Source organism: Sporosarcina sp. Marseille-Q4063, assembly GCF_018309085.1.
GTDB lineage: Bacteria > Bacillota > Bacilli > Bacillales_A > Planococcaceae > Sporosarcina.
Genome location: NZ_CP070502.1, coordinates 2,297,372 through 2,317,699 on the forward strand (window position 1 = coordinate 2,297,372; position 20,328 = coordinate 2,317,699).

20 protein-coding genes, 1 riboswitch and 1 other annotated feature are annotated in these 20,328 nt (G+C 43.1%); of the genes, 6 read left to right on the forward strand and 14 right to left on the reverse strand.

The features are described from left to right. Positions 1-8: 8 nt before the first annotated feature. From JSQ81_RS11975 to JSQ81_RS12015, 9 genes are all read right to left on the reverse strand, one after another. The gene (locus tag JSQ81_RS11975) at positions 9-935 is read right to left on the reverse strand and encodes an ABC transporter ATP-binding protein (RefSeq protein ID WP_212604296.1); all 927 of its coding nucleotides are present in this window, start codon (positions 933-935) and stop codon (positions 9-11) included. Further along, positions 922-1,941, reverse strand: a complete 1,020-nt coding sequence (locus tag JSQ81_RS11980) for an ABC transporter ATP-binding protein (RefSeq protein ID WP_212604297.1) — start codon at positions 1,939-1,941, stop codon at positions 922-924. Before JSQ81_RS11980 ends, JSQ81_RS11975 begins: the two co-directional genes overlap by 14 nt. Before the next feature lie 375 nt (positions 1,942-2,316). Then, positions 2,317-3,291 (reverse strand): DUF4003 family protein, encoded by a 975-nt coding sequence (locus JSQ81_RS11985; RefSeq protein ID WP_212604298.1) that lies wholly within the window; start codon positions 3,289-3,291, stop codon positions 2,317-2,319. 107 nt (positions 3,292-3,398) lie between these two features. Continuing rightward, positions 3,399-4,190 (reverse strand): tryptophan synthase subunit alpha, encoded by a 792-nt coding sequence (gene trpA / locus JSQ81_RS11990; protein ID WP_212604299.1) that lies wholly within the window; start codon positions 4,188-4,190, stop codon positions 3,399-3,401. Then, a complete protein-coding gene (gene trpB, locus JSQ81_RS11995) occupies positions 4,187-5,383 on the reverse strand; it encodes a tryptophan synthase subunit beta (protein WP_212604300.1) in 1,197 nt (398 codons plus the stop codon). Before trpB ends, trpA begins: the two co-directional genes overlap by 4 nt. After that, positions 5,383-6,000: a phosphoribosylanthranilate isomerase gene (locus JSQ81_RS12000; protein ID WP_212604301.1), complete on the reverse strand. Its 618-nt coding sequence runs from the start codon at positions 5,998-6,000 to the stop codon at positions 5,383-5,385. Before JSQ81_RS12000 ends, trpB begins: the two co-directional genes overlap by 1 nt. Continuing rightward, complete coding sequence (trpC, locus tag JSQ81_RS12005) at positions 5,997-6,785, reverse strand: indole-3-glycerol phosphate synthase TrpC (protein ID WP_212604302.1); 789 nt, start codon at positions 6,783-6,785, stop codon at positions 5,997-5,999. The genes JSQ81_RS12000 and trpC overlap by 4 nt, the downstream gene beginning before the upstream one ends. Beyond that, positions 6,782-7,816, reverse strand: coding sequence for an anthranilate phosphoribosyltransferase (gene trpD, locus JSQ81_RS12010; protein ID WP_212604303.1), 1,035 nt, complete (start codon positions 7,814-7,816; stop codon positions 6,782-6,784). Before trpD ends, trpC begins: the two co-directional genes overlap by 4 nt. 29 nt (positions 7,817-7,845) lie before the next feature. After that, positions 7,846-9,222, reverse strand: coding sequence for a chorismate-binding protein (locus tag JSQ81_RS12015; RefSeq protein ID WP_212604304.1), 1,377 nt, complete (start codon positions 9,220-9,222; stop codon positions 7,846-7,848). Between the two features lie 66 nt (positions 9,223-9,288). Continuing rightward, positions 9,289-9,521: a binding site (T-box leader), on the reverse strand. 243 nt (positions 9,522-9,764) lie between these two features. Between JSQ81_RS12015 and rluF the strand changes: the two genes are divergently transcribed. Next, on the forward strand, positions 9,765-10,469 hold the full coding sequence (rluF, locus tag JSQ81_RS12020) for a 23S rRNA pseudouridine(2604) synthase RluF (RefSeq protein ID WP_212604305.1): 705 nt from the start codon (positions 9,765-9,767) through the stop codon (positions 10,467-10,469). Between the two features lie 41 nt (positions 10,470-10,510). Here rluF and JSQ81_RS12025 read toward each other — a convergent pair whose 3' ends face one another. From JSQ81_RS12025 to dacB, 4 genes are all read right to left on the reverse strand, one after another. Beyond that, positions 10,511-11,236 (reverse strand): amino acid ABC transporter ATP-binding protein, encoded by a 726-nt coding sequence (locus JSQ81_RS12025; RefSeq protein WP_212604306.1) that lies wholly within the window; start codon positions 11,234-11,236, stop codon positions 10,511-10,513. Between the two features lie 12 nt (positions 11,237-11,248). Further along, the gene (locus JSQ81_RS12030; RefSeq protein ID WP_212607649.1) at positions 11,249-11,881 is read right to left on the reverse strand and encodes an amino acid ABC transporter permease; all 633 of its coding nucleotides are present in this window, start codon (positions 11,879-11,881) and stop codon (positions 11,249-11,251) included. 75 nt (positions 11,882-11,956) lie between these two features. After that, positions 11,957-12,790: a transporter substrate-binding domain-containing protein gene (locus tag JSQ81_RS12035; protein ID WP_212604307.1), complete on the reverse strand. Its 834-nt coding sequence runs from the start codon at positions 12,788-12,790 to the stop codon at positions 11,957-11,959. Positions 12,791-12,957: 167 nt separating this feature from the next. Continuing rightward, positions 12,958-14,526: a D-alanyl-D-alanine carboxypeptidase/D-alanyl-D-alanine endopeptidase gene (dacB, locus tag JSQ81_RS12040; RefSeq protein ID WP_212604308.1), complete on the reverse strand. Its 1,569-nt coding sequence runs from the start codon at positions 14,524-14,526 to the stop codon at positions 12,958-12,960. Positions 14,527-14,643: 117 nt separating this feature from the next. Here dacB and mgtE point away from each other — a divergent pair, with 117 nt between their 5' ends. Together mgtE and JSQ81_RS12050 are read left to right on the forward strand one after the other, a co-directional pair. Then, complete coding sequence (mgtE, locus tag JSQ81_RS12045; RefSeq protein ID WP_212604309.1) at positions 14,644-16,002, forward strand: magnesium transporter; 1,359 nt, start codon at positions 14,644-14,646, stop codon at positions 16,000-16,002. A 55-nt stretch (positions 16,003-16,057) separates the two neighbouring features. Beyond that, on the forward strand, positions 16,058-16,429 hold the full coding sequence (locus tag JSQ81_RS12050) for a VOC family protein (RefSeq protein ID WP_212604310.1): 372 nt from the start codon (positions 16,058-16,060) through the stop codon (positions 16,427-16,429). A 1-nt stretch (position 16,430) separates the two neighbouring features. On the opposite strand, the gene JSQ81_RS12055 is transcribed toward JSQ81_RS12050, so the two are convergent. Further along, positions 16,431-17,138, reverse strand: coding sequence for a sulfite exporter TauE/SafE family protein (locus JSQ81_RS12055; protein WP_212604311.1), 708 nt, complete (start codon positions 17,136-17,138; stop codon positions 16,431-16,433). Between the two features lie 190 nt (positions 17,139-17,328). Further along, positions 17,329-17,440: riboswitch (SAM riboswitch) on the forward strand. A gap of 137 nt (positions 17,441-17,577) precedes the next feature. On the opposite strand from JSQ81_RS12055, the gene JSQ81_RS12060 reads away from it, so the two are divergent. From JSQ81_RS12060 to JSQ81_RS12070, 3 genes are all read left to right on the forward strand, one after another. Next, positions 17,578-18,603: a methionine ABC transporter ATP-binding protein gene (locus JSQ81_RS12060; RefSeq protein ID WP_212604312.1), complete on the forward strand. Its 1,026-nt coding sequence runs from the start codon at positions 17,578-17,580 to the stop codon at positions 18,601-18,603. Beyond that, complete coding sequence (locus JSQ81_RS12065; RefSeq protein WP_212604313.1) at positions 18,593-19,255, forward strand: methionine ABC transporter permease; 663 nt, start codon at positions 18,593-18,595, stop codon at positions 19,253-19,255. The genes JSQ81_RS12060 and JSQ81_RS12065 overlap by 11 nt, the downstream gene beginning before the upstream one ends. 195 nt (positions 19,256-19,450) lie before the next feature. Next, positions 19,451-20,311, forward strand: a complete 861-nt coding sequence (locus JSQ81_RS12070; protein WP_212604314.1) for a MetQ/NlpA family ABC transporter substrate-binding protein — start codon at positions 19,451-19,453, stop codon at positions 20,309-20,311. Positions 20,312-20,328 lie beyond the last annotated feature (17 nt).

The window sequence follows — 20,328 nt, forward strand, 5'->3', positions numbered from 1 at the left end:
ATCCCCCTTTAAGGCAATGCAACTGAATGGGTGTTTGATATTTTCTTGAGGTCGAATATACGCCCATCCGTGTCGAAATAATTATCGTATCCTGTGCGATATTCATCATCAATCGTTTGACGTAAATGCGTCTTTTCAAGACGTAGTGCAGGATCCATTTCCGGGATAGCAGAGATTAAACGTTTTGTGTAAAGATGTTTTGGATTATTATAAATCTCATCTGATAGTCCTTCTTCTACTAATCTACCTCGATACATAATCCCGATTCGGTCACATAAATGTTGAATAACACCGAGATCATGACTGATAAACAAATACGACAGATTAAATTCTTTTTGAATGTCCTGCATAAAGTTTAAAACTTGCGCCTGAACCGATACATCAAGTGCTGAAACTGGTTCATCTGCAACGATTAGTTTCGGATTTAAAGTTAGTGCCCGTGCTATTCCTATACGCTGACGTTGCCCGCCTGAAAACTGGTGAGGGTAACGATAGATTGACTCTGGATTGAGCCCGACACGTTCAATTAACGCTTGAACTCTCTTTTTCTCTTCATCTGGCGATAGACGCTCGAAATTGCGAAGCGGCTCCGCAACTATATCAAGCACCCTTTTTCTAACGTTTAGCGAGGAATAAGGGTCTTGGAAAATCATTTGGATATCGCGCGTGTGAAGACGTTTTTCTCTTCCACGAAGTTTTGCTAAATCTTTTCCTTCAAAAAGAATTTCGCCTGATGTCACTTTATTCAGCCCGATTACCGCACGACCTGTTGTTGTCTTTCCACATCCTGATTCTCCAACAAGACCGTATGTTTCACCCGGCTGTATTTCAAAACTAACACCATCTGTAGCACGAACATGGTCGACTACGCGTTGGAAAAAACCCCCGCGAATCGGAAAATGAACTTTTAAATCATTAACTTTAAGTAAGGACATTTTTTTCTACTCCTGACTCTTCCTCTTCAAAATGGAAGTTTTGGTAGCATGTGCACCGTACGAAATGACCAGGTTCCACTTCATGTAAAACGGGGTCACTTTCATGTTCATCAGGTGCAATCCAAGGAATTCTCGGTGCAAAACGGCAACCATTTCGGTCGAGGTTTTGCAGTGCCGGAACAATGCCTTGAATAACGTGAAGTCTGCCTTTATCCGGCATATTTGACGGGATTGAACTGAGTAAAGAACGGGTATAAGGATGTAACGGATTGCTAAACATTTCATTTACGCCCGTAAGTTCCACAATTTGGCCTGCATACATAACTGCAACTCGGTCTGCCATTTCCGCGACGACACCAAGGTCATGAGTAATTAGGACTATCCCCGATTTCATTTGGGCTTGTAACTCTTTCATCAAGTCCATGATTTGCGCTTGGATCGTAACATCCAAAGCTGTTGTCGGTTCGTCTGCAATAAGTAAAACAGGATCGCATGCCAGCGCAATTGCAATAACAACACGCTGTCTCATTCCGCCTGACAATTCATGTGGATATTGGGAGAATACACGATTCTCATTCTTAATACCTACTCGGCGGAGTAGTTCAAGCGTACGCTTTTTCATATCTGCTGGCGATAATTTAAGATGATATTTCATCGGTTCTGTGATTTGCGATCCAACCGTTGAAAGCGGATTTAACGCTGTCATCGGGTCTTGGAAAATCATTCCCATATCTTTCCCACGAATCTTATTGAGTCTGGCACGTGATAGGTTAAGGAGATTTTGCCCCTTAAAGTTTACCTGACCCTCAAGCTTTGTAACTCTAGCATCATGAAGTCCTATGATAGATAGTGCCAATGCACTTTTTCCACAACCTGATTCTCCTACGATGGCGAGTACTTCATTCTCGTGGATTTTCAAGGAAACATCATCAACCGCAGCGTAGTATTTTCCTTTGATGCTAAACGATGTGCGGAGATTTTCAATTTCCAATACAGTGTTTCCCAAGAAAAATTCCCCCTAACTTAAACTAGTTCTATGCAAATAGCTAATTTTCAGATTTCAAACTACTTGCACTAATATACTACAGAAATTTGAAGATGACAACACCATTTTTTTGAAATTCATAGTGTTACAATAATTTCGTTTATGTCAGTAGTGTTACGAATGTTGATTTAAGTACGTTCTTTCGCACTTTTCCCACAAACCTAAAAAAGTCTTTATTTAGAAATAATTATTTTTTTCCATGAAAAAGCGGCCCTGCTGTAAAAACAACAGGACCTTATACTCTATGAAAATCAGCAAATTATTTTAAAAGGTTTTACCGATACATACCAATGTCACAAGAAGCAAATTTCCTATATAGAACTAATGCTCCATGGACTATGAATTTGTGGAGCTTGCAGAAGATGATGCCGCCATAGCCGCTATTGTTGCAGCCATCACGGCTTGTTGCGCTTGAATGAGCAACTCCACGGATGTCGCTAAACTTACAATCGCTTCATCTGCCCTCCCTACTAACTCATGGATTACATAACCAATGCCAAGAGAAAGCGCCATTTCTTTCTTCCATTTCAATGGACTCGATTCTTCAAGCGCGGAAGCTAACTCGACAATTTTTTGCAGATTTTTATCCGACACATTAAATATTGTCAGAAATCCGATGAGCGGATAGTGAATCGGCCGCACTTTCGTATCCCTTGTAAAGTAATGGTAAATTTCTACGGCTCTTATAATAAGCGATGGATTGAAGTCTACATTCACATAAGTCATTACTTGCGACAGCCATTGGAGTTCATTGCCCGCGCGAAACTTTTCCTTGCGAAGTGCATCATAGTACATACGCATTGACTTGGCTTGCGTTACCGGATTAAACTTTCGTTTCGCGAGCAAAACCGCGTATGTATAATCATCATCAGATGTGAGAAAGAAATGATGCTTTTTCATTTCGCCGAATAAAGCTTTCGCGAGTCGCGCCTCATTGTCGTAGGATTCTTTATCGTTTGTCATAAAGAGTGCCGCTAAATAGGAATGGATTGTATTCCGAAAACCGAACGTCCGTAGAATGCGTTGTTTTTCGAATAAGCGAATGACTTCTTCTTCAATGTTAACGCCCGGTTGATCGAGAAATGCTGCCATCATTGGCAAAAGATTTCCCCGCAAAGGTGAAAACCAACCCGCTTTCTGTTTTATCGCATCCATCGAGCGGCTTAAGCTCTCCGCATCAAACTCACGATCCGAAGTGACGTAATACGAAGTAATTGTCAACACGACATTTCGATCGACTGTCCAACCAGCCAACGACTTCACTTTTTCATACGTCATTTCAACATCTCGCCTAATCGCATTCGTATCCAATTCATCCAACTCCTTAATCTATTGGTACGATTTGACCCAGGAAAGGTTTCAATAATTTGCAATTCCACCAAATATTCACTAATCTACGTTATCAGGAGAAAGTGCTCTTATATAGAAGGTACTTTATTTTTTGATGCGTTAACAAGTTTTTCGATAGTTTTAAAATCTCTGTTGTGAAGAGCGGTTACGATTGCACTTCCAACAATTACCCCATCTGCAAAACTTCCGATTAACTCGACTTGTTCCGGTGTTGATATCCCAAACCCGGCAAGAACAGGCACAGAACTTACCGCTTTCAGCTTTTTCAGATGTTCCTCGAGTTGTCCTTCAAATCCATCCCGAACACCCGTAATTCCATTCACGGTTACAGCATAAATAAAGCCTTCGCCAGCCGCCGTAATTTTCTCGATCCGTTCAGGCGGACTTGTCAACGAGACAAGCGGGATAAGCGCGATATCGGCATTCGTCAGTGCATCTCGAACTAAATTCACTTCTTCGTAAGGCAAGTCCGGGATAATCAATCCGCTAATCCCGCTGTTTCGACAGTCTTCTGCAAATTCCTCGATGCCGTACTGAATAATCGGGTTCAAATAAGTCATTAAGATAATCGGAACCGTTATTTCATCTTTAAACGAAGCCACCGTTTCAACGACTAGCCGAAGCGTGACCCCTTTCGCAAGCGCACGTTCACCGGCTTCTTGAATGATTGCGCCATCTGCCACCGGATCTGAAAACGGAATGCCTAGCTCGATGGCGGTCACGCCGGTTTTTTGCAGAAATAAAATCGTTTCTTTCAACGTTTCAATTCCACCATCCCCCGCCATGATATAGGGAACAAACGCTTTTTCACCACGATTATTGCATGCTTGAATCGCTTCTGTAATTTGTTGTTTCGTCATGTGTTATCCCCTCCAAGTGCCGCCTTCACAGTTTCTACGTCCTTATCTCCGCGTCCTGATAAACAGACGACAATAATCTCCTCTTTACCCATTCCCGCAGCAAGTTCCACCGCGTATTGCACGGCATGGGAACTTTCCAATGCCGGAATAATTCCTTCTGTTTGCGACAGCAACTGAAGCGCTTCAAGTGCACCCGCGTCTGTTATCGATGTATAAGTCGCCCGGCCGCTATCATGCAAATGACAATGTTCGGGTCCGATCGCAGGATAATCCAACCCCGCCGAAATCGAATGCGCTTCTTGAATCAACCCATCCTCATCTTGCAGCACATACATATAAGCACCGTGCAAAACGCCTTCTTTTCCACCGGCAACCGCCGCCGAATGAAGTCCAGTCGCAATCCCGCTTCCTGCCGCCTCTACGCCGAATAATTTTACCTCTACATCTTCGACAAACGGATAAAACATGCCGATCGAGTTACTTCCCCCGCCGACGCAAGCGACGATCGCATCAGGTAAACGCCCTTCCTTCTCCAAAATTTGCACTTTCGTTTCATCGCCAATCACCCGTTGGAAATCACGCACAATTTCAGGGAATGGATGCGGTCCTAATGCAGATCCTAAAATATAATGCGTGTCATCGACATTCGTCACCCAATAGCGAAGCGCCTCATTAACCGCGTCTTTTAACGTCCCCGCGCCTTTATCGACAGATTTGACAGTGGCACCGAGCAATTCCATCCGGAAAACGTTCAATTCCTGTCGACGAATATCTTCTTTCCCCATGAAAATCGTGCACTCAAGTCCAAACAATGCACAAACCGTCGCCGTTGCAACACCGTGCTGACCCGCACCCGTCTCGGCCACAATTTTCTTTTTCCCCATACGAACCGCGAGCAAAGCTTGACCAACCGTATTGTTAATCTTATGGGCGCCCGTATGGTTCAAATCTTCCCGTTTCAAATAAATCTTCGCGCCGCCCGCGTGTTTCGTTAATCTTTCTGCAAAATAAAGCGGCGTTTCGCGTCCGACAAAATCTTTCAGGTAATAGTCTACCTCAGCAAGAAACTCAGGATCCTCGATTGCCAAGTCATACGCTTTTTCCAACTCAATCAGCGCCGTCATTAACGTCTCCGGCACATATTGCCCGCCGAATTTACCGTAACGACCAGCTCTTGTTTGCTCTTTAACCATTAGAATCGCTCTCCTTCTTTGACTTCTTGTATAAATTCCCGTATAAGTCCTGAATCTTTTCGTTTACCCCGTTCGACACCGCTTGACACGTCCACCATAAAAGGACGAACCCGCCCAACAGCTTCTTTTACATTGCCGACATTTAATCCGCCTGCAAGAATGATTTTCTCCGCCCTAATTTCAGCATCTTTCAGCAACGCCCAATCGAACGTCACCCCGCTCCCGCCTTTATAAACCGTGCCCGGCGCATCAAACAAATAATAATTCACATCGTATTCCGATGCTTTCTCCACGTCATCAGTACTTTTCACTGGTAACGCTTTTATCGAAGGCAACTGCATCTCGCGAATAAAACCCGCGTCTTCATCTCCATGAAATTGCACATAATCCAGCGGAACCGTTTCGAAAATCCGCGTAATTTCTTCCTGTGTTTCATTGACAAAAACACCGATTTTCAATACATTATCCGGTATTTCCTTTGAAAGCTCTCGCGCTTGTTCAACAGTTACTTTCCGACTGCTTGGCGCAAAAACAAACCCAATGGCATCCGCGCCCGCATCTACCGCAGCTCTGACATGTTCATGTTCCATCAGCCCGCATATTTTCACTTTCGTCATCGCACGGCACTCCCAAGCGGAACTTGCAGCGCTTCGATCGCTTCTTTCACAGAACCGCTGCGCATCAAGGATTCCCCGACAAGTACCCCGTTCGCACCAGCTTCCGCGACCCGAATCGCATCGTCCCGACCCACTAAACCACTCTCGCTAATCAACACCCGTTCTTCGTCAAACGGGAAATGCGCTGCTACTTCCTCTGTTCTAGCCAGATCCACTTCAAATGTTTTAAGATCACGGTTATTCACGCCAATTAATTTCGCATCGATTCTTAATGCTTGTTTTAGCTCCTCCGCGTCATGCACTTCGACAAGCACTTCAAGTCCTAACCCCGTTGCATACGAATAAAGTTCCGTGAGTTCCGCCGGTTTCAAAGCCGAAACGATTAGCAAAACAACAGACGCCCCTGCACTCTTCGCTCTATCGATTTGCACTTTATGGATCATAAAATCTTTGCATAACAACGGCGTTGAAACAGCATTCGCAACAGCTTCCAAATCACCGAATGACCCTTTGAAAAATGGTGCGTCCGTCAACACTGAAATACACGCGACATCTGCTTCGCTGTATATTTTTGCTTGTTTAACAGGATCCGCGCCTTCAGCAATTAACCCCTTAGAGGGTGACGCTCTTTTCATTTCCGCAATGACTTGCAACTTCTCGGCTTTATACAATCTTTTGAATAAAGAAGGTCGGGTTTTCTCACTGTTAACTGCGACAGTTTCCTCCGCAAGCAATGCTTCCACTTCAAGTCGTTTCTCTCGCAGAATCTTGTCTAATATCGTCATATCACCAGCTCCTCCTTCTGCCCGATTTTTTCACTAAACGCAATTACTGCTTCCAACTTCTCCAATGCGCGTCCCGATAAAATACTGTCCGTCGCCAATTTAACGCCTTCTTGAATCGTCCCCGCTTGCCCGTTTGCAAACAAGCCAATTCCTGCGTTAAAAACAACCGTGTCAAATCGTGGACCGCGTTCTCCTTCGAGGACAGAACGGGTAATTTCCGCATTTTCGTCCGGAGTACCTCCGCGAATCGCTGACAAATCCGCCGCTTGCAAACCGACATCATCCGGCGTAAGCGAAAATGGAATTAGATCCCCTTGATCAAGCAGTACGAACGCGTTTTGTCCCAACAGCGAGGCTTCATCCATCCCGCCAGCACCCGAAACAACAATCGCACGATCACGTCCAAGCATTTGAAGTACCGAAGCATATTCCATGATGAAATCGGGTCGGCTGATTCCCGTAAACTGCGTATGCAATTGAAGCGGATTTGTTAATGGTCCAACGAGATTGAAAATCGTCGCCTTTCCAATTTCATTGCGCACTTCCCCAATTCGCTTCATTCTCGGATGCACATTCGGCGCGAACAGAAAGGAAATCCCTTCCTGACGAAGTAACTCGCTCATTTCTTCCGGGGTGAAATTCGTATGAATCCCAAGTGCATCAAGCACGTCTTGACTCCCAGCCGCGCTGGAGATTTTCCGATTTCCATGTTTCGCGACCAATGCGCCCGCACCCGCTAAAACAAAAGCCGCCGTCGTGCTTATATTAAAACTGTTGACGCCGTCGCCGCCCGTCCCGCAATTATCCATATAAGAACCTTTTGCTACGTCCATATCAATCGCAAATGACCGCATGACCGACGCTAAAGCCGCAACTTCATGGGCCGTTTCTCCTTTTGCCGATAAAGCGATTAGAAATTTCTTGATGTCCTCTTTTGAAGTGTTTTTATCAAATAATAACCGTGCAGCCTCTTTCATATCTTCATATGGCAAATGCTTATTCTGCTCAACTAGTTTCAAATATTTCTCCATGCTTATCTCTCCCCCGTCAAAATTTTCAATCACTCTTGAATAACCTCTAGTAATGATTTTGCTTTATTCACAGTTTCCAAGTATTCATCTGTCGGATTCGACTGCTTAACAACACCAGCACCCGCTTGAACATAGGCTTTTCCGTCTTTTATGAGCATCGTGCGAATCGTCAATGCAAAATCGATATTGCCATTCAATCCGATATAACCAATCGCCCCGCCGTATATGCCGCGATGCTGTTTTTCCAATTGATCAATAATATCCATCGCCACTGATTTGGGCGAACCCGTCACTGTGCCGGCAGGCGAACTCGCTTTCAGTGCATCAAGCGCATGCAACCCGTGCGCCAATGTTCCTTCAATTTCCGAAACAAGGTGCATGACATGTTCATAGCGAACCGTTTCCTTGTTATTCGACACGCGAACGGTTTCTGGCATGCACATCCCGTTCATTTCTTCTTTACTTAACGCCACAAGCATTTCGTGCTCCGCCAGTTCTTTCGGATCTTTTCGTAATTCCGCTTCTAGCGCGAGATCTTCTGCATGATTTTTACCGCGCCGACGCGTTCCGGCTATCGGATTTACCATAACCGTGTCTCCTGTTACTTTCACGAGACTTTCAGGCGACGTGCCGATAACGGTATGATCTTCAAATTCCATAAAATACATATAAGGGGACGGATTGCTTTTTCGCAATTTGCGATAAAGCGCGAATGGATCGCCTTGAATATCCGCTTCCAATCTGCGCGAAATCACAATTTGTTCAGCCGCACCTTCGTCAATAAAGGAAATCGCTTCACGCACTTGGTCTTCGAATTGTTGTTGCGTGACTTTGCATCGATACGGAGACATGCTGACTTCCGCTTCCTTTTCAGTGACACCGTTTAGTATCATTTCTTCCAACGCCTCTAAATTCGGTCCGCCGTATACGGGGTTAATTTCCGTATGCAGTAACGTCACTTCATTCAGTTCGTGGTCATAAATAATGACCGTATCGTAAATATTGAAGTAAACATCCGGCATTTCTAAATCATCTTCCAAGCGCTTTTCGTCATTTCGAGCGGCGCCGTAACCGACATATCCAACCGCGCCGCCTGTAAATGGAAAATTCACATCATCCGTAATTCGCGGCATCAGTCTTTTCAATAATTTGTACAAGTCGCCTTCATGCGTGTACGTCGGCCCATTTGTATAATCCAATTCCTCGATTTGACCTTCTTGGCCACGATAAGCTTTCACCGGATTCATCCCAATAAATGAATACCGTCCAGAGCCTTTCTGAATAGATGAACTTTCAAGTAAAAATTTCTGCTTCCCTTGAAGCCGTCTAAAGATTAAAATCGGCGTGAGCGAATCCCCGTTCAGCTTTTTCATCGTCGTCCGTAAGTTTTTAGTTTTCGTTGTCATTTCATCACTCCTCGTTTTTCATGGAAATAAAAAATGCCCTCTGCAAAAGGACAGATTAGTCCGATTGCAGAGGACGGTTGAACCGCGTTGCCACCTCTAGTTGAAGTATTTCTACTTCCTCTTGGCGTGCTTTAAAAACGAAAGCACATCCCATAACGCGGGATAGACGTTCCCCTTGAAAGAATTCTCCAAAGAGACTCTCATAAGTCCATTCACAAAGGTCGCGTATCAGTTTCCACCACCCACTGATTCTCTAACAAACGCTCACCCATGCTACTCCTCTTATTCAACAATTTTCTCAGCTATGCTCATCTCAGCTCATCTGTTCCGTGGGCGGCACCGCTATCGGTCCCTCCTGCCCGTCTTGTGAAACAAAAAAGGTTCACACAAGCATAGTACATGAATTCCGAATTGTCAACCACTTCTTAAAAATTAATTCACTGTTCGAATAAACCCGCCACTTGCCCATTAATTGATATCCATCGATTCGTCATTTACACTGGATTAAAGAGTAAAACACATCAACAGACAGGATGAATTCAATGAGGATCAATAAATATTTAAGCTCGGCCGGCATTGTCTCAAGACGCGGCGCTGATAAATGGATTGAAGATGGACGCATCACGATTAACGGACAACCCGCCGAACTCGGCAGCCGAGTCAATGAAGGAGACGTCGTTCTTGCAGACGGAAAACCAGTAAAAACCGAAGAACAACTCGTTTATATCGCGCTCAATAAACCCGTCGGCATCACAAGCACAACAGAACGCCATATTAAAGGGAATGTCGTCGACTTCGTCAATCACCCGCTGCGTATTTTCCATATCGGCAGACTTGATAAAGACTCAGACGGCCTATTACTTTTGACGAACGACGGAGATGTCGTGAATGAAATCCTTCGCGAGGAACACGGGCATGAAAAAGAATATATCGTCACAGTCGACAAACCGATTACGAGAGAGTTTGTAAGGAAAATGGAATCTGGCGTCGACATACTCGGGACAACAACAAAACCGTGTAAAGTGAAACAGCTCGGTCCCCGTAAATTCAACATCACGCTCACCCAAGGACTCAATCGCCAAATCCGTCGCATGTGTTCCGCACTCGGCTTCACAGTGAAAAGCCTGCAACGCACACGGATTTTAAACATCCATCTTGGAAACTTGCCAAACGGACAATGGCGAGATTTAACGAAAGACGAACTGGATGAAATGTTTACAATGATGAATTATGAACCGAAACGATAGGAAAAACTGTTCAACATCTTCCCTGTTGAACAGTTTTTATTTTATACATTAACCATTTCCAAAAATTGACGTGTGCGTTCATTTTTTGAGTGATTGAAAAATTGTTCCGGCGCGGCATTTTCAATGATGCGTCCTTCATCCAGCATGATGATGCGGTCCGCTACTTCTTTTGCGAATTTCATTTCATGGGTAACGACGACCATTGTCATTCCGTTATTTGCCAGGTTTTTCATCACTTGAAGCACTTCCCCGACGAGTTCCGGGTCAAGGGCCGACGTTGGTTCATCGAATAACAAGGCTTTTGGTTTCATCGCAAGGGCTCTTGCGATCGCCACACGTTGTTTTTGCCCGCCCGATAATTTGTTTGGGTACACATGTGCCTTATCAGCCAAATCAACATCTTCAAGAATTAATAATGCTTCTTTTTTGGCCTCTTCCTTATTCATCTTTTTCACAATAACCGGCGCTTCTATAATATTTTCGAGCACCGTCTTGTGCGGGAACAGATTAAAATGCTGGAACACCATGCCGACTTCCGCCCGCACATTCGACAAGTCTTCTTTCTTCCGATCGATTTTCCGATTATCGATTGAAATTTCGCCTTTATTGATGATTTCAAGGAAATTCAAACAACGGAGGAGCGTGCTTTTTCCGGACCCGCTGACGCCAACAAGCACGATGACTTCTCCGGCATTTACATCAATGTCGATTCCTCTTAATACTTCTAAATCACCAAAGGATTTGTGAATATTTACCCCTTTGAGCATCGAAACGCCTCCTTATGCTTTATCAACATCTAATTTATTTTCGTACCATTTTAGTAATCCTGAGAAAATCAGCACTAATACGAGGTAGTAAAATCCAACGACTAAAAATGTTTCAAATGGTTGGAAAGATGAAGCCGATTCTCTGTTTGCTAGTCCAAACAATTCAGAAACGCCGATGACATATACAAGCGATGAGTCTTTCAGCGTGATGATGAACTGGTTGCCTAGTGGCGGAATCGCTCTCCGCAGCGCTTGCGGGAAAATGATTCGGCGCATTGTTTGCGAGCGGTTCATGCCCACCGCAAGACTCGCTTCACGTTGTCCACGGTCTACCCCTTGGATTGCGCCTCTGAAAATTTCGGCTATATATGCACCGTTATGAACACCTAGCGCAATTGCGCCTGCCCAAAAATTCGACAGTACGATAATCGATGTAATTCCGTAATAAAGAAACATAATCTGTACAATTAACGGCGTCCCGCGAATTAACGTAATGTACAAGTTCGCGATTGTTTGTAATATTTTTGATCCCGAAATTTTCATTAAAGCGAAGACAATACCGAATACGGTACCTATCACAATAGCGATTGCTGTTAATTGCAATGTAATGAGTGCTGCTTTTAGAAAACCTTCATATGTTCGCATAAATACTTCATACAAAGTTATGAATATATCAGGCACCGGCTATGACCTCTTTCTTCATCAAGTAAGTTGGATTGTTCACTCTAATAATTCAACGCCTTCCAGATCGAGGTCTAGCAAGTTTCGTTTGAACCATTTTTGCGAAATTTCATCATAAGTTCCGTCGTCAATTATCTCTTGTAGCGCTTCGTCAATGGCTTCTCTTAATTCATCATTGTCTTTTCGCACGGCAATGGAAGGTTGTTCAACCCAAAGCGGCTTTCCGACTTCTTTGACTTCAAATCCATTTTCAATCGCTTCAAATCCAACGATATCCGCTGTAATGACCGCATCTAATCGCCCTTTAATCGTTAAGTCTTTCAATGCGACGACGTCACTGCTGTAATACTGTAGGTTGTCAGAAAGTGTTTTCGCCGGTTCTTCATAAGTCGATTGCGCAACAACACCAATTTTCTTCCCTTTAAGATCGTCAGCTGATTTAATTTCTGTGTTGTCTTTTGAAACAAATATCATGCCGCCTGAATAGTAATAAGGCTCTGTGAAGCTTGCCTGTTCTGCACGTTTTTTCGTATAGGCCATTGAACCAATAATGGCATCGTATTTTTCTTCAACGAGTCCTTGTAAAATTGTTTCAAATGGATTCGTCACAGGATTTGGTTCCAGACCCATTTTTTCTGCGACGGCATTCCCGATTTCAATGTCAAATCCAGTAAGCTCTCCGCCTTCTTCAAAGTTAAACGGCTTATATAATCCGCTTGCTGCGAATGTTAAACTACCTTTTTTCACTAGTTCATACTCTTTTCCGGGTTCCTTACTTGCCCCGTTATCTTCAGCTTTTTTCTCTTCCCCGCATGCTGATAAAAGTAAGACTGATGCAACTACTAATAGAAATAATGATTTCAATTTCGTCATCTTTTCAAATCTCCCCTTTGTTTTATTAACTTTATGGCCTGTAACTTTCCCTTCCCTACATTTTCATCGATAAACGAGTAGTTAGAAAATTAGTACAAAATGAGTGGTTTTGTTGATAGGAAAAAAGCTGTACAAACATCTATGGAGAGTAGATGTTTGTACAGCTTTCATTTTTCCCGTTTGTAGTTCGCAATGATCATCGCAATTTCGTCTAACAACCCGTATGCGGTATCATCCAAGTGATTATTGATAATGGCAGAAAAGAGTAGCGTTTCTCCGTCTTTCGTTTCCGCATACCCCGCCAAAGAAGTTACTCCGTTAAGCGTTCCGGTTTTCGCTTTGACTTTGCCTTCTGCAGCTGTGCCGTTCATGCGATAGCGTAATGTTCCTCCGACGAATCTTTCTTCTTTTCCTGCTACGGGTAATGAGTTCACGAAGTCTTCGTACCATGATTTTGTCCCTGCTATATATAAAAGATTGGTCACTTCATTGGCGGTGACGAGGGTTTTATGGGACATTCCTGAACCGTCGCGCAGCAACATGGTATTCATATCGATTCCTATGTCAGCGAGTGTTTGATTCATACCCCCGAGTCCTTTAGACCAACTGCCTTCGCCGCTACTTACTCGTCCTATTTCTTTGACGAGCACTTCTCCGTGCCCGTTATTGCTTAGCTTCATAAAAGGCGTGAGTAATTTTTTCAATGGTATGGATTGTTTGGTAGCCAAAAGGGTTGCTCCGCTAGGAACGGTGCCGGTTCCGACTTGTGTGACGTTGGTAAATTCGATGCCTTGCTCGTCTAACACATGTTTGAATACATTCATCGTGTAATTCGTTGGTTCCCAAACGGATGCCCAGGAACGGTTTTGTTTTAAGCCGAGCGGAACTGTTCCGGAGACGATGACCGTATTTGAGCCATGCATGCGCGATGCTTTAATATAAGATGTTCCGTTCTGCGCAACGGTTTTTGTTTTGTTGACGATTTTTACATAACTATTTTCCGGAACCATTCGAATCGTTCCGGCTTCACCGGATTTAGCCGCGGGATACACATCGACGATAACCGTTCCTGCGTCAAAGTCGTCGTTCGGAGAAAGCGTCAACGCTGAAACTTGCGCACCCGAGTAATACGGCTCATCCGACCAGTTTAAATCTTGGGAAAGTCGATCATCGTCGTACCATGTGTCGTCACCGAATAGATTTCCAGCTACGGTTTGAATGCCTTTTTCTTTTAATTCAGTTGTAAACATGATTAAATCGTCTTTTGTTAGTGTCGGGTCGCCTAGTCCTTTTAGATAAAGATTCCCTTGAAGTTCTCCGTCTTTAATTTTCCCATCGGTGTACAGTTCTGTTTTAAATGTGTGCTCAAGTCCGAGCGTTTCAAGAGCCGCTACTCCGGTGAAGAGTTTCATGAGAGATGCTGGGTGGACTCTCGTATCGCCTAAATTTGTGTAAAGTATTTTCCCGTCGGCCGCTCTTCGAATGCTGATAGAAGTTGTTGTTCCTTGTAGTCTGGCATCTTTTAATACACTGTTGATTTGATCTTCTAATCCCCCATGAGTAGGTATTGCAACCTTCATTTCTTCATTCGGCTTAATTTCCTTAAAAACAAACTCTTTAGAGGAAGGCGAGGGAATTTCAATTTTTTTGAACTGATTTTTGCTGACTGGTACGATTATTACTACCAGTATAAGCATGAAAACAACAATTGATTTTACTATCCGTAGTTTATCCAAAAGACCGCACCTCGGCATTCATTCATTTTATAAAGACTACCATCCAGGTTTTTAATTAACACTTTTAGGGCAAATTAACAAAGAGAATCATTCGTTTTCAGAATAGGGGTGTTCTTATTGATTAACAAAATTGAAGAAGATGAAATTGCAATCGGTTTAATTCAACTGCTGAGAGAAGGAAAGAAAGAAGAGTTTCAAGATGTCATCAAAGAGCTTATGCCTTATGACGTAGCGCACCTGTATAAGGAATTACCTACAAAGCGCCAACCCCTTTTCCTTGAATATTTGGAGCTGAAGGAGTTGGCGTATCTCTTGCGTTACCTAACTCGGGATGAACAGCTCCATGTTATTGAGATTCTGAAACCTGATCGTTCTTCAGAACTCTTAGACCTTATGAAAAATGATGAGCTTGCAGTCATGTTGACAGGATTATCAAGTGACGCCATCGATAAACTCATTAAGAAGATGAAACACGAAGAATCAGCCGCGATTCGTAAAATCCTTTCCTATCCCGAAAAGTCTGCCGGACGCTCGATGTCTGACCGCTATGTTTGGATTGACAAGTCGTATACCGTTGAAGAAGCCACCCAAAAACTGAAACACTTCTCGGATTTGGCGGAGTATCTAAACTACCTCTACGTGATTGATCATGAACGAAAACTTGTCGGCGTCGTTTCTTATCGTGATTTATTGCTCGCGGAAACTGATGTTGTCATTGAAGATATTATGGTCAAGAATGTCGTTAAAGTAGACGTATTAACGAAACAAGAAGAAGTGGCGAAATTGATCGCCAGGCATGATTTCGTCTCCATTCCGGTTGTGGTGGAGGATAATACATTGGCGGGCATCATAACAGTTGACGACGTTGTTGATATTATTATGAGGGAAGCAGATGAAGATATCGGAATGCTTCTAGCTTCGGGTAAAGACATTGACTTCACTACGCCGCCGTTCATCGCGGCATATAGGCGTCTTCCTTGGCTTATTTTATTGTTATTTATCGGTCTGGTTTCCGGAAGTATCATCGCAAGATTTGAAGCGACACTTGAAGCAGTTGTCGCCCTTGCATTTTTCATGCCGATGATTGCAGGAATGACAGGAAACACGGGAACTCAATCGCTCGCCATCGTTGTGCGTGGGTTTGTGACTGAGGACCTTAGTCCAAAGAAAACGATGAAACTCATTTTCAGAGAGCTTTTTGTGGGAATTATTATTGGCGTGACTTGCGCAATTGTTATTTCAATCATCGCTTACGTTTGGCAAGGCAGTTTCGTTCTAGGGCTAGTTGTCGGTACTTCATTACTTGCTACCCTAATTATCGGGACGCTCGCCGGAACGATTATCCCGCTTATTTTACACAAGTTCAATGTAGATCCAGCAGTTGCGTCCGGACCGCTTATCACGACCATCAATGATATTTTATCACTTCTTATATACTTTGGCATCGCGACGATGTTTATTTCGAAACTAATATAATACAACGGATGAGTTGTGTTATAATTGAGAAAATAGCGCCAAAGGGGATATTCATATGACAAAAATTAATGGGATTGGCCAAGTAGCAGTACCTGTAAAAGATTTAAATCGCGCACTTTCTTTTTACCAAGATGTTTTAGGTCTGCCGCTATTATTCGCCACCGATACGATGGCTTTTTTTGATTGCGACGGTGTGCGACTTCTCCTGAGTCTTCCCGAGAAGGAGCAATTTTCGACGGCTAGTTCGGTGCTTTATTTCAACGCCACAGACATTCATGCGCATTATGAAACGTTGAAGGCTAAGGATGTTTCATTTCTGGATGAACCGCATGTTGTCGCAAAAATGGGATCCACCGAAACATGGATGGTGTTTTTTAACGACACCGAAGGCAATACGCATGCTTTTATGAGTGAAGTCACAGTTTAAGTCATCGAATTAATAAGTAGATTCCTGTAAATAACAAAATCACATAGGTGAAGTATCGAAAGGTCTTCTGATTGATTCGGTGGAATAGGCGTTGTCCGAAATACAGGCCCAGAACGACAAGGGGCAATCCCATTCCACTTGATGTCCAGACTGTTTTATTCGTCCCGGCAAAAAAGACTTGTACGACTAGGCTGATTGAATAAATGAAAAGATAAAAGGCTAATGTCGTTGCCCGCAATTGTGCTTTCGGTGTGCCTGTTCCTGAAAAATAGAGCAGTAAAGGCGGTCCAGGCATGCCGATTCCCGTCGTCAGCAAACCAGATATTCCTCCGACATAAAAATCGCGGCGCTTCGTTGTCTTTATACGGAAATTCAAAATAAGCAAAAGTGTTAACGTTAAAATAACTACGCCAATACCTACTTTTAAATTCCTCGTTTCCGCAAATAAAAAGATCAGAATCCCGATTGGCAGCCCCGGTAAACTTCCAATAATGAATCGTTTTAAGATGCCCATATCAACATCCGTACGTATTTTTCTGATGAGCGCCACGGAAATGACTAGCGATAATACTAGATTGATTTGAATGGCTTCTCTCGGTTCAAAAATTAACAGTAAGAACGGCGTTGCCATGATGGAAAAGCCGAATCCCGTGCTTGTTTGTAAAATTGATGCAAATAATATGATGACAATAAAAAGTAAAATAGTCACTTCAATACCACCCCACAACTAGTTTATAGCATACCATTTTAGTAGTTAAATTACTTTCACCATGTAAGCGTTGTCAATTACTAGTCCATTAGTCGGAATAATTTTACTTCAATTATTTCATTGACTTATCATTCTTTTCAATCTAAAGTAAGGATTAATTCTTGCGACAATTGAATAGCAAAACATCACTTTCTTATCAAGAGAGATCGAGGGACAGGCCCTATGACATCTCGGCAACAGATTCATGACGAATGAATACTGTGCTAATTCCTGCAAGTGCTTCGGCATTTGGAAGATGAGAACGAGATGGTTTCTTACATACTAGAAGCCCTCTTTTTTCTTATCGTTCTATTGATAAGTGAATAGGGGCTTTTTCTTTTTTCACTGATGGCTGAGAAGTTGTTTACGCGGAATGAGTGTTTTATCAGGAGGTTTTGACATGATTGAATTTAAAAATATCTCGAAGACGTTTAGTCTTGGAAAACGAGAGGTGCATGCGGTTAAGGATGTTTCTCTATCGATTAAAAAAGGGGATATTTACGGCATTATCGGATTTAGCGGCGCCGGAAAGAGTACGTTGCTGCGGTTGGTGAACATGCTTGAACGCCCAACTTCTGGATCGGTGTTCATCCAAAATGTTGATGTCAGTTCATTATCAGCGAAAGAGCTGCGCAAGCAACGCCGGAACATCGGAATGATATTCCAAAACTTTAACTTGTTTAACTCGAGAACGGTCGCCGGAAACGTCGCTTATCCTTTAAAGTTAGCCGGCGCCTCCAAACAAGAAGTCGGGGAGCGCGTGCAAGAACTATTGGCTTTTGTCGGTCTATCCGATAAAGCGAAAGATTATCCCGATCAACTATCCGGCGGGCAAAAACAACGTGTCGGAATTGCAAGAGCGCTTGCTAGTTCCCCGGAAGTACTGATCTGTGACGAAGCGACATCCGCTTTGGATCCTGATACAACCGCTGATATTTTACGGTTATTGAAAAAGGTGAATAAAGATTTAGGCATAACTATTCTTCTTATCACACATGAAATGCACGTTATCCAATCCATTTGCGATAATGTGGCGGTCATGGAAGATGGCGAAGTGATCGAGTACGGGGCAGTTTTCGAAACCTTTACGAATCCGCAGCATTCAACGACGCAACGTTTTATCCAATCGATTCAACAAGACTTGCCTTCAGAGAAGCTTTTGGATGAATGGCGTTCAAAAGGCGGCACCCGGTTATATCGCGTCATTTTTAAAGGTGAAATCGCAAGTGATCCTGTATTATCTCAGGTCACTCGTAAACATAGTATCGATTTCAACATCGTCTACGGGTCGGTTCGAGAAGTTCAAGAACGGTTTTTCGGAAATCTTCTTATTTCATTTGAAGGCGAACCGGAAAAGATCCAAAAAGTATTGCAAGAACTTGAAACGATTGTTGATATAAAGGAGGTCATTAAAGATGAAGGTTGATTGGTCCACGTTTTGGCCACGGATTGTAGAAGCGACGGGCGAGACCCTCATTATGGTGATTGCCACACTTATTTTCGGTTCAATTATTGGAATCTCGCTCGGCCTTCTATTGTTTGTGACAAGAGAAAATAATATTTTGGAAAATAAGGCAGTTTCACGCGTCTTAAATATTCTTATCAATATCATACGACCGATTCCATTTATCATCTTCTTAGTTGCCATTTCACAACTAACTAGACTGGTTGTCGGGACAACCATTGGAACGACGGCAGCGATTTTCCCGATGACGATTGTGGCAAGTTTCGTTGTGGCACGAGTCGTTGAAAATAACTTGGTTAGTATCGACCCAGGCGTTATCGAAGCAGCACAAGCAATGGGCGCAAGCCCGCTTCGGATTATCTTTACGGTATTAATTCCAGAAGCGCTTGGCCCATTGATTTTAGGATTGACTTTCGTTTCAGTCAGTCTAATCGATTTCTCTGCGGTTGCAGGAACAGTCGGCGGCGGAGGTCTAGGACATATCGCGATGACTTATGGTTACCAACGATTTGACGCAAGTGTCATGATTGTAACGGTGGTCATCCTCATCGTTATGGTGCAACTCGCGCAGTGGATTGGAAATACACTATCTAGAAAAATTATGCGTCGTTAATAAGTTACTGTCTTTAAAATTGATTTAGTGCTCCGTCGTTCGCTTTCCTGCGGGAGTCTCACGACTGCGCACGAAATCAGGAAGTAGTGGTTATAAAGTTTCTTCTTAATAATTTTTCAGTGACTTAGCTTTACTCCAATCTACAACAAAAATTAAAGTGTAAAAAAAGAAACTTACTTAAAAGGAGAAGAGAATATGAGAAAGTTATTGATTTTATGTTTAGCGATTATAACAGCGGCTTTATTAACTGCTTGTGGTAGTAAAAGTAATGCAGATGGTGACACGGTTAAAGTGGTAATAGGTGTCAATGGATCAGATGGTGTGCAGTGGCCAATTCTGAAGGAAAAAGCAGCAAAAGAAGGCATTGAAATTGAGCTTAAAGAATTTGCTGATTACACATTACCAAATAACGCACTTGCACAAGGAGATATAGACCTTAACGCATTCCAACATTTTACTTTCTTAGCTCAATACGTCAATGAAAGTGGAAATGAGCTTGTTCCAATTGGTTCAACTATGTTTGCACCGCTAGGCGTTTATTCCGAAAAAATTAAGGACATTTCCGAAATAAAAGAAGGGGACAAAATCGCGATTCCAGATGATCCTTCTAACCAAGCACGTGCACTGCGCTTACTTGAAAGTGCTGAACTCATTACACTTTCGGATGATTTCGGATTATTTGGAGACCCGAGTAAAATTGTAGAAAACCCAATGAAGTTGGATATTATTCCGATGGTCGCACAACAAACACCACGTGTATTGCCAGACGTTGCAGCAGCGATTATTAACAACGGCATTGCTGGACAAGCAGGGTTTTCACCAGGGGAGGATCCAATCTTTAGAGAAACTGCAGATGATGAAAGTATTTACCCATATGTGAATCTAATTGCGGCAAGCGAGAAAGAAAAAGATAATAAAACATTCCAACGCATTGTTGAATTATACCAAGAAGAGGATATCGCAAAAGCTGTTGAAGAAGATACAAAAGGTGGATCTTATCTTGTTGAATTAACGCAGGATGAAATTGACAAAGTATTTGAAGACCTTAAAAAATAATTGAACTGGGGGCATCC

Bases quoted from the DNA above. Each gene is read 5' to 3' on its own strand.
- trpC (WP_212604302.1), bottom strand. From the start codon at position 6,785: ATGACGATATTAGACAAGATTCTGCGAGAGAAACGACTTGAAGTGGAA.
- JSQ81_RS12035 (WP_212604307.1), bottom strand. From the start codon at position 12,790: ATGACGAAATTGAAATCATTATTTCTATTAGTAGTTGCATCAGTCTTA.
- JSQ81_RS12065 (WP_212604313.1), top strand. From the start codon at position 18,593: ATGAAGGTTGATTGGTCCACGTTTTGGCCACGGATTGTAGAAGCGACG.
- JSQ81_RS12070 (WP_212604314.1), top strand. From the start codon at position 19,451: ATGAGAAAGTTATTGATTTTATGTTTAGCGATTATAACAGCGGCTTTA.
- JSQ81_RS12025 (WP_212604306.1), bottom strand. From the start codon at position 11,236: ATGCTCAAAGGGGTAAATATTCACAAATCCTTTGGTGATTTAGAAGTA.
- JSQ81_RS12060 (WP_212604312.1), top strand. From the start codon at position 17,578: ATGATTGAATTTAAAAATATCTCGAAGACGTTTAGTCTTGGAAAACGA.
- JSQ81_RS12050 (WP_212604310.1), top strand. From the start codon at position 16,058: ATGACAAAAATTAATGGGATTGGCCAAGTAGCAGTACCTGTAAAAGAT.
- JSQ81_RS12030 (WP_212607649.1), bottom strand. From the start codon at position 11,881: ATGCGAACATATGAAGGTTTTCTAAAAGCAGCACTCATTACATTGCAA.
- rluF (WP_212604305.1), top strand. From the start codon at position 9,765: ATGAGGATCAATAAATATTTAAGCTCGGCCGGCATTGTCTCAAGACGC.
- trpB (WP_212604300.1), bottom strand. From the start codon at position 5,383: ATGGTTAAAGAGCAAACAAGAGCTGGTCGTTACGGTAAATTCGGCGGG.
- JSQ81_RS11975 (WP_212604296.1), bottom strand. From the start codon at position 935: ATGTCCTTACTTAAAGTTAATGATTTAAAAGTTCATTTTCCGATTCGC.
- trpA (WP_212604299.1), bottom strand. From the start codon at position 4,190: ATGACGAAACAACAAATTACAGAAGCGATTCAAGCATGCAATAATCGT.
- JSQ81_RS12015 (WP_212604304.1), bottom strand. From the start codon at position 9,222: ATGACAACGAAAACTAAAAACTTACGGACGACGATGAAAAAGCTGAAC.
- JSQ81_RS12000 (WP_212604301.1), bottom strand. From the start codon at position 6,000: ATGACGAAAGTGAAAATATGCGGGCTGATGGAACATGAACATGTCAGA.
- trpD (WP_212604303.1), bottom strand. From the start codon at position 7,816: ATGGAGAAATATTTGAAACTAGTTGAGCAGAATAAGCATTTGCCATAT.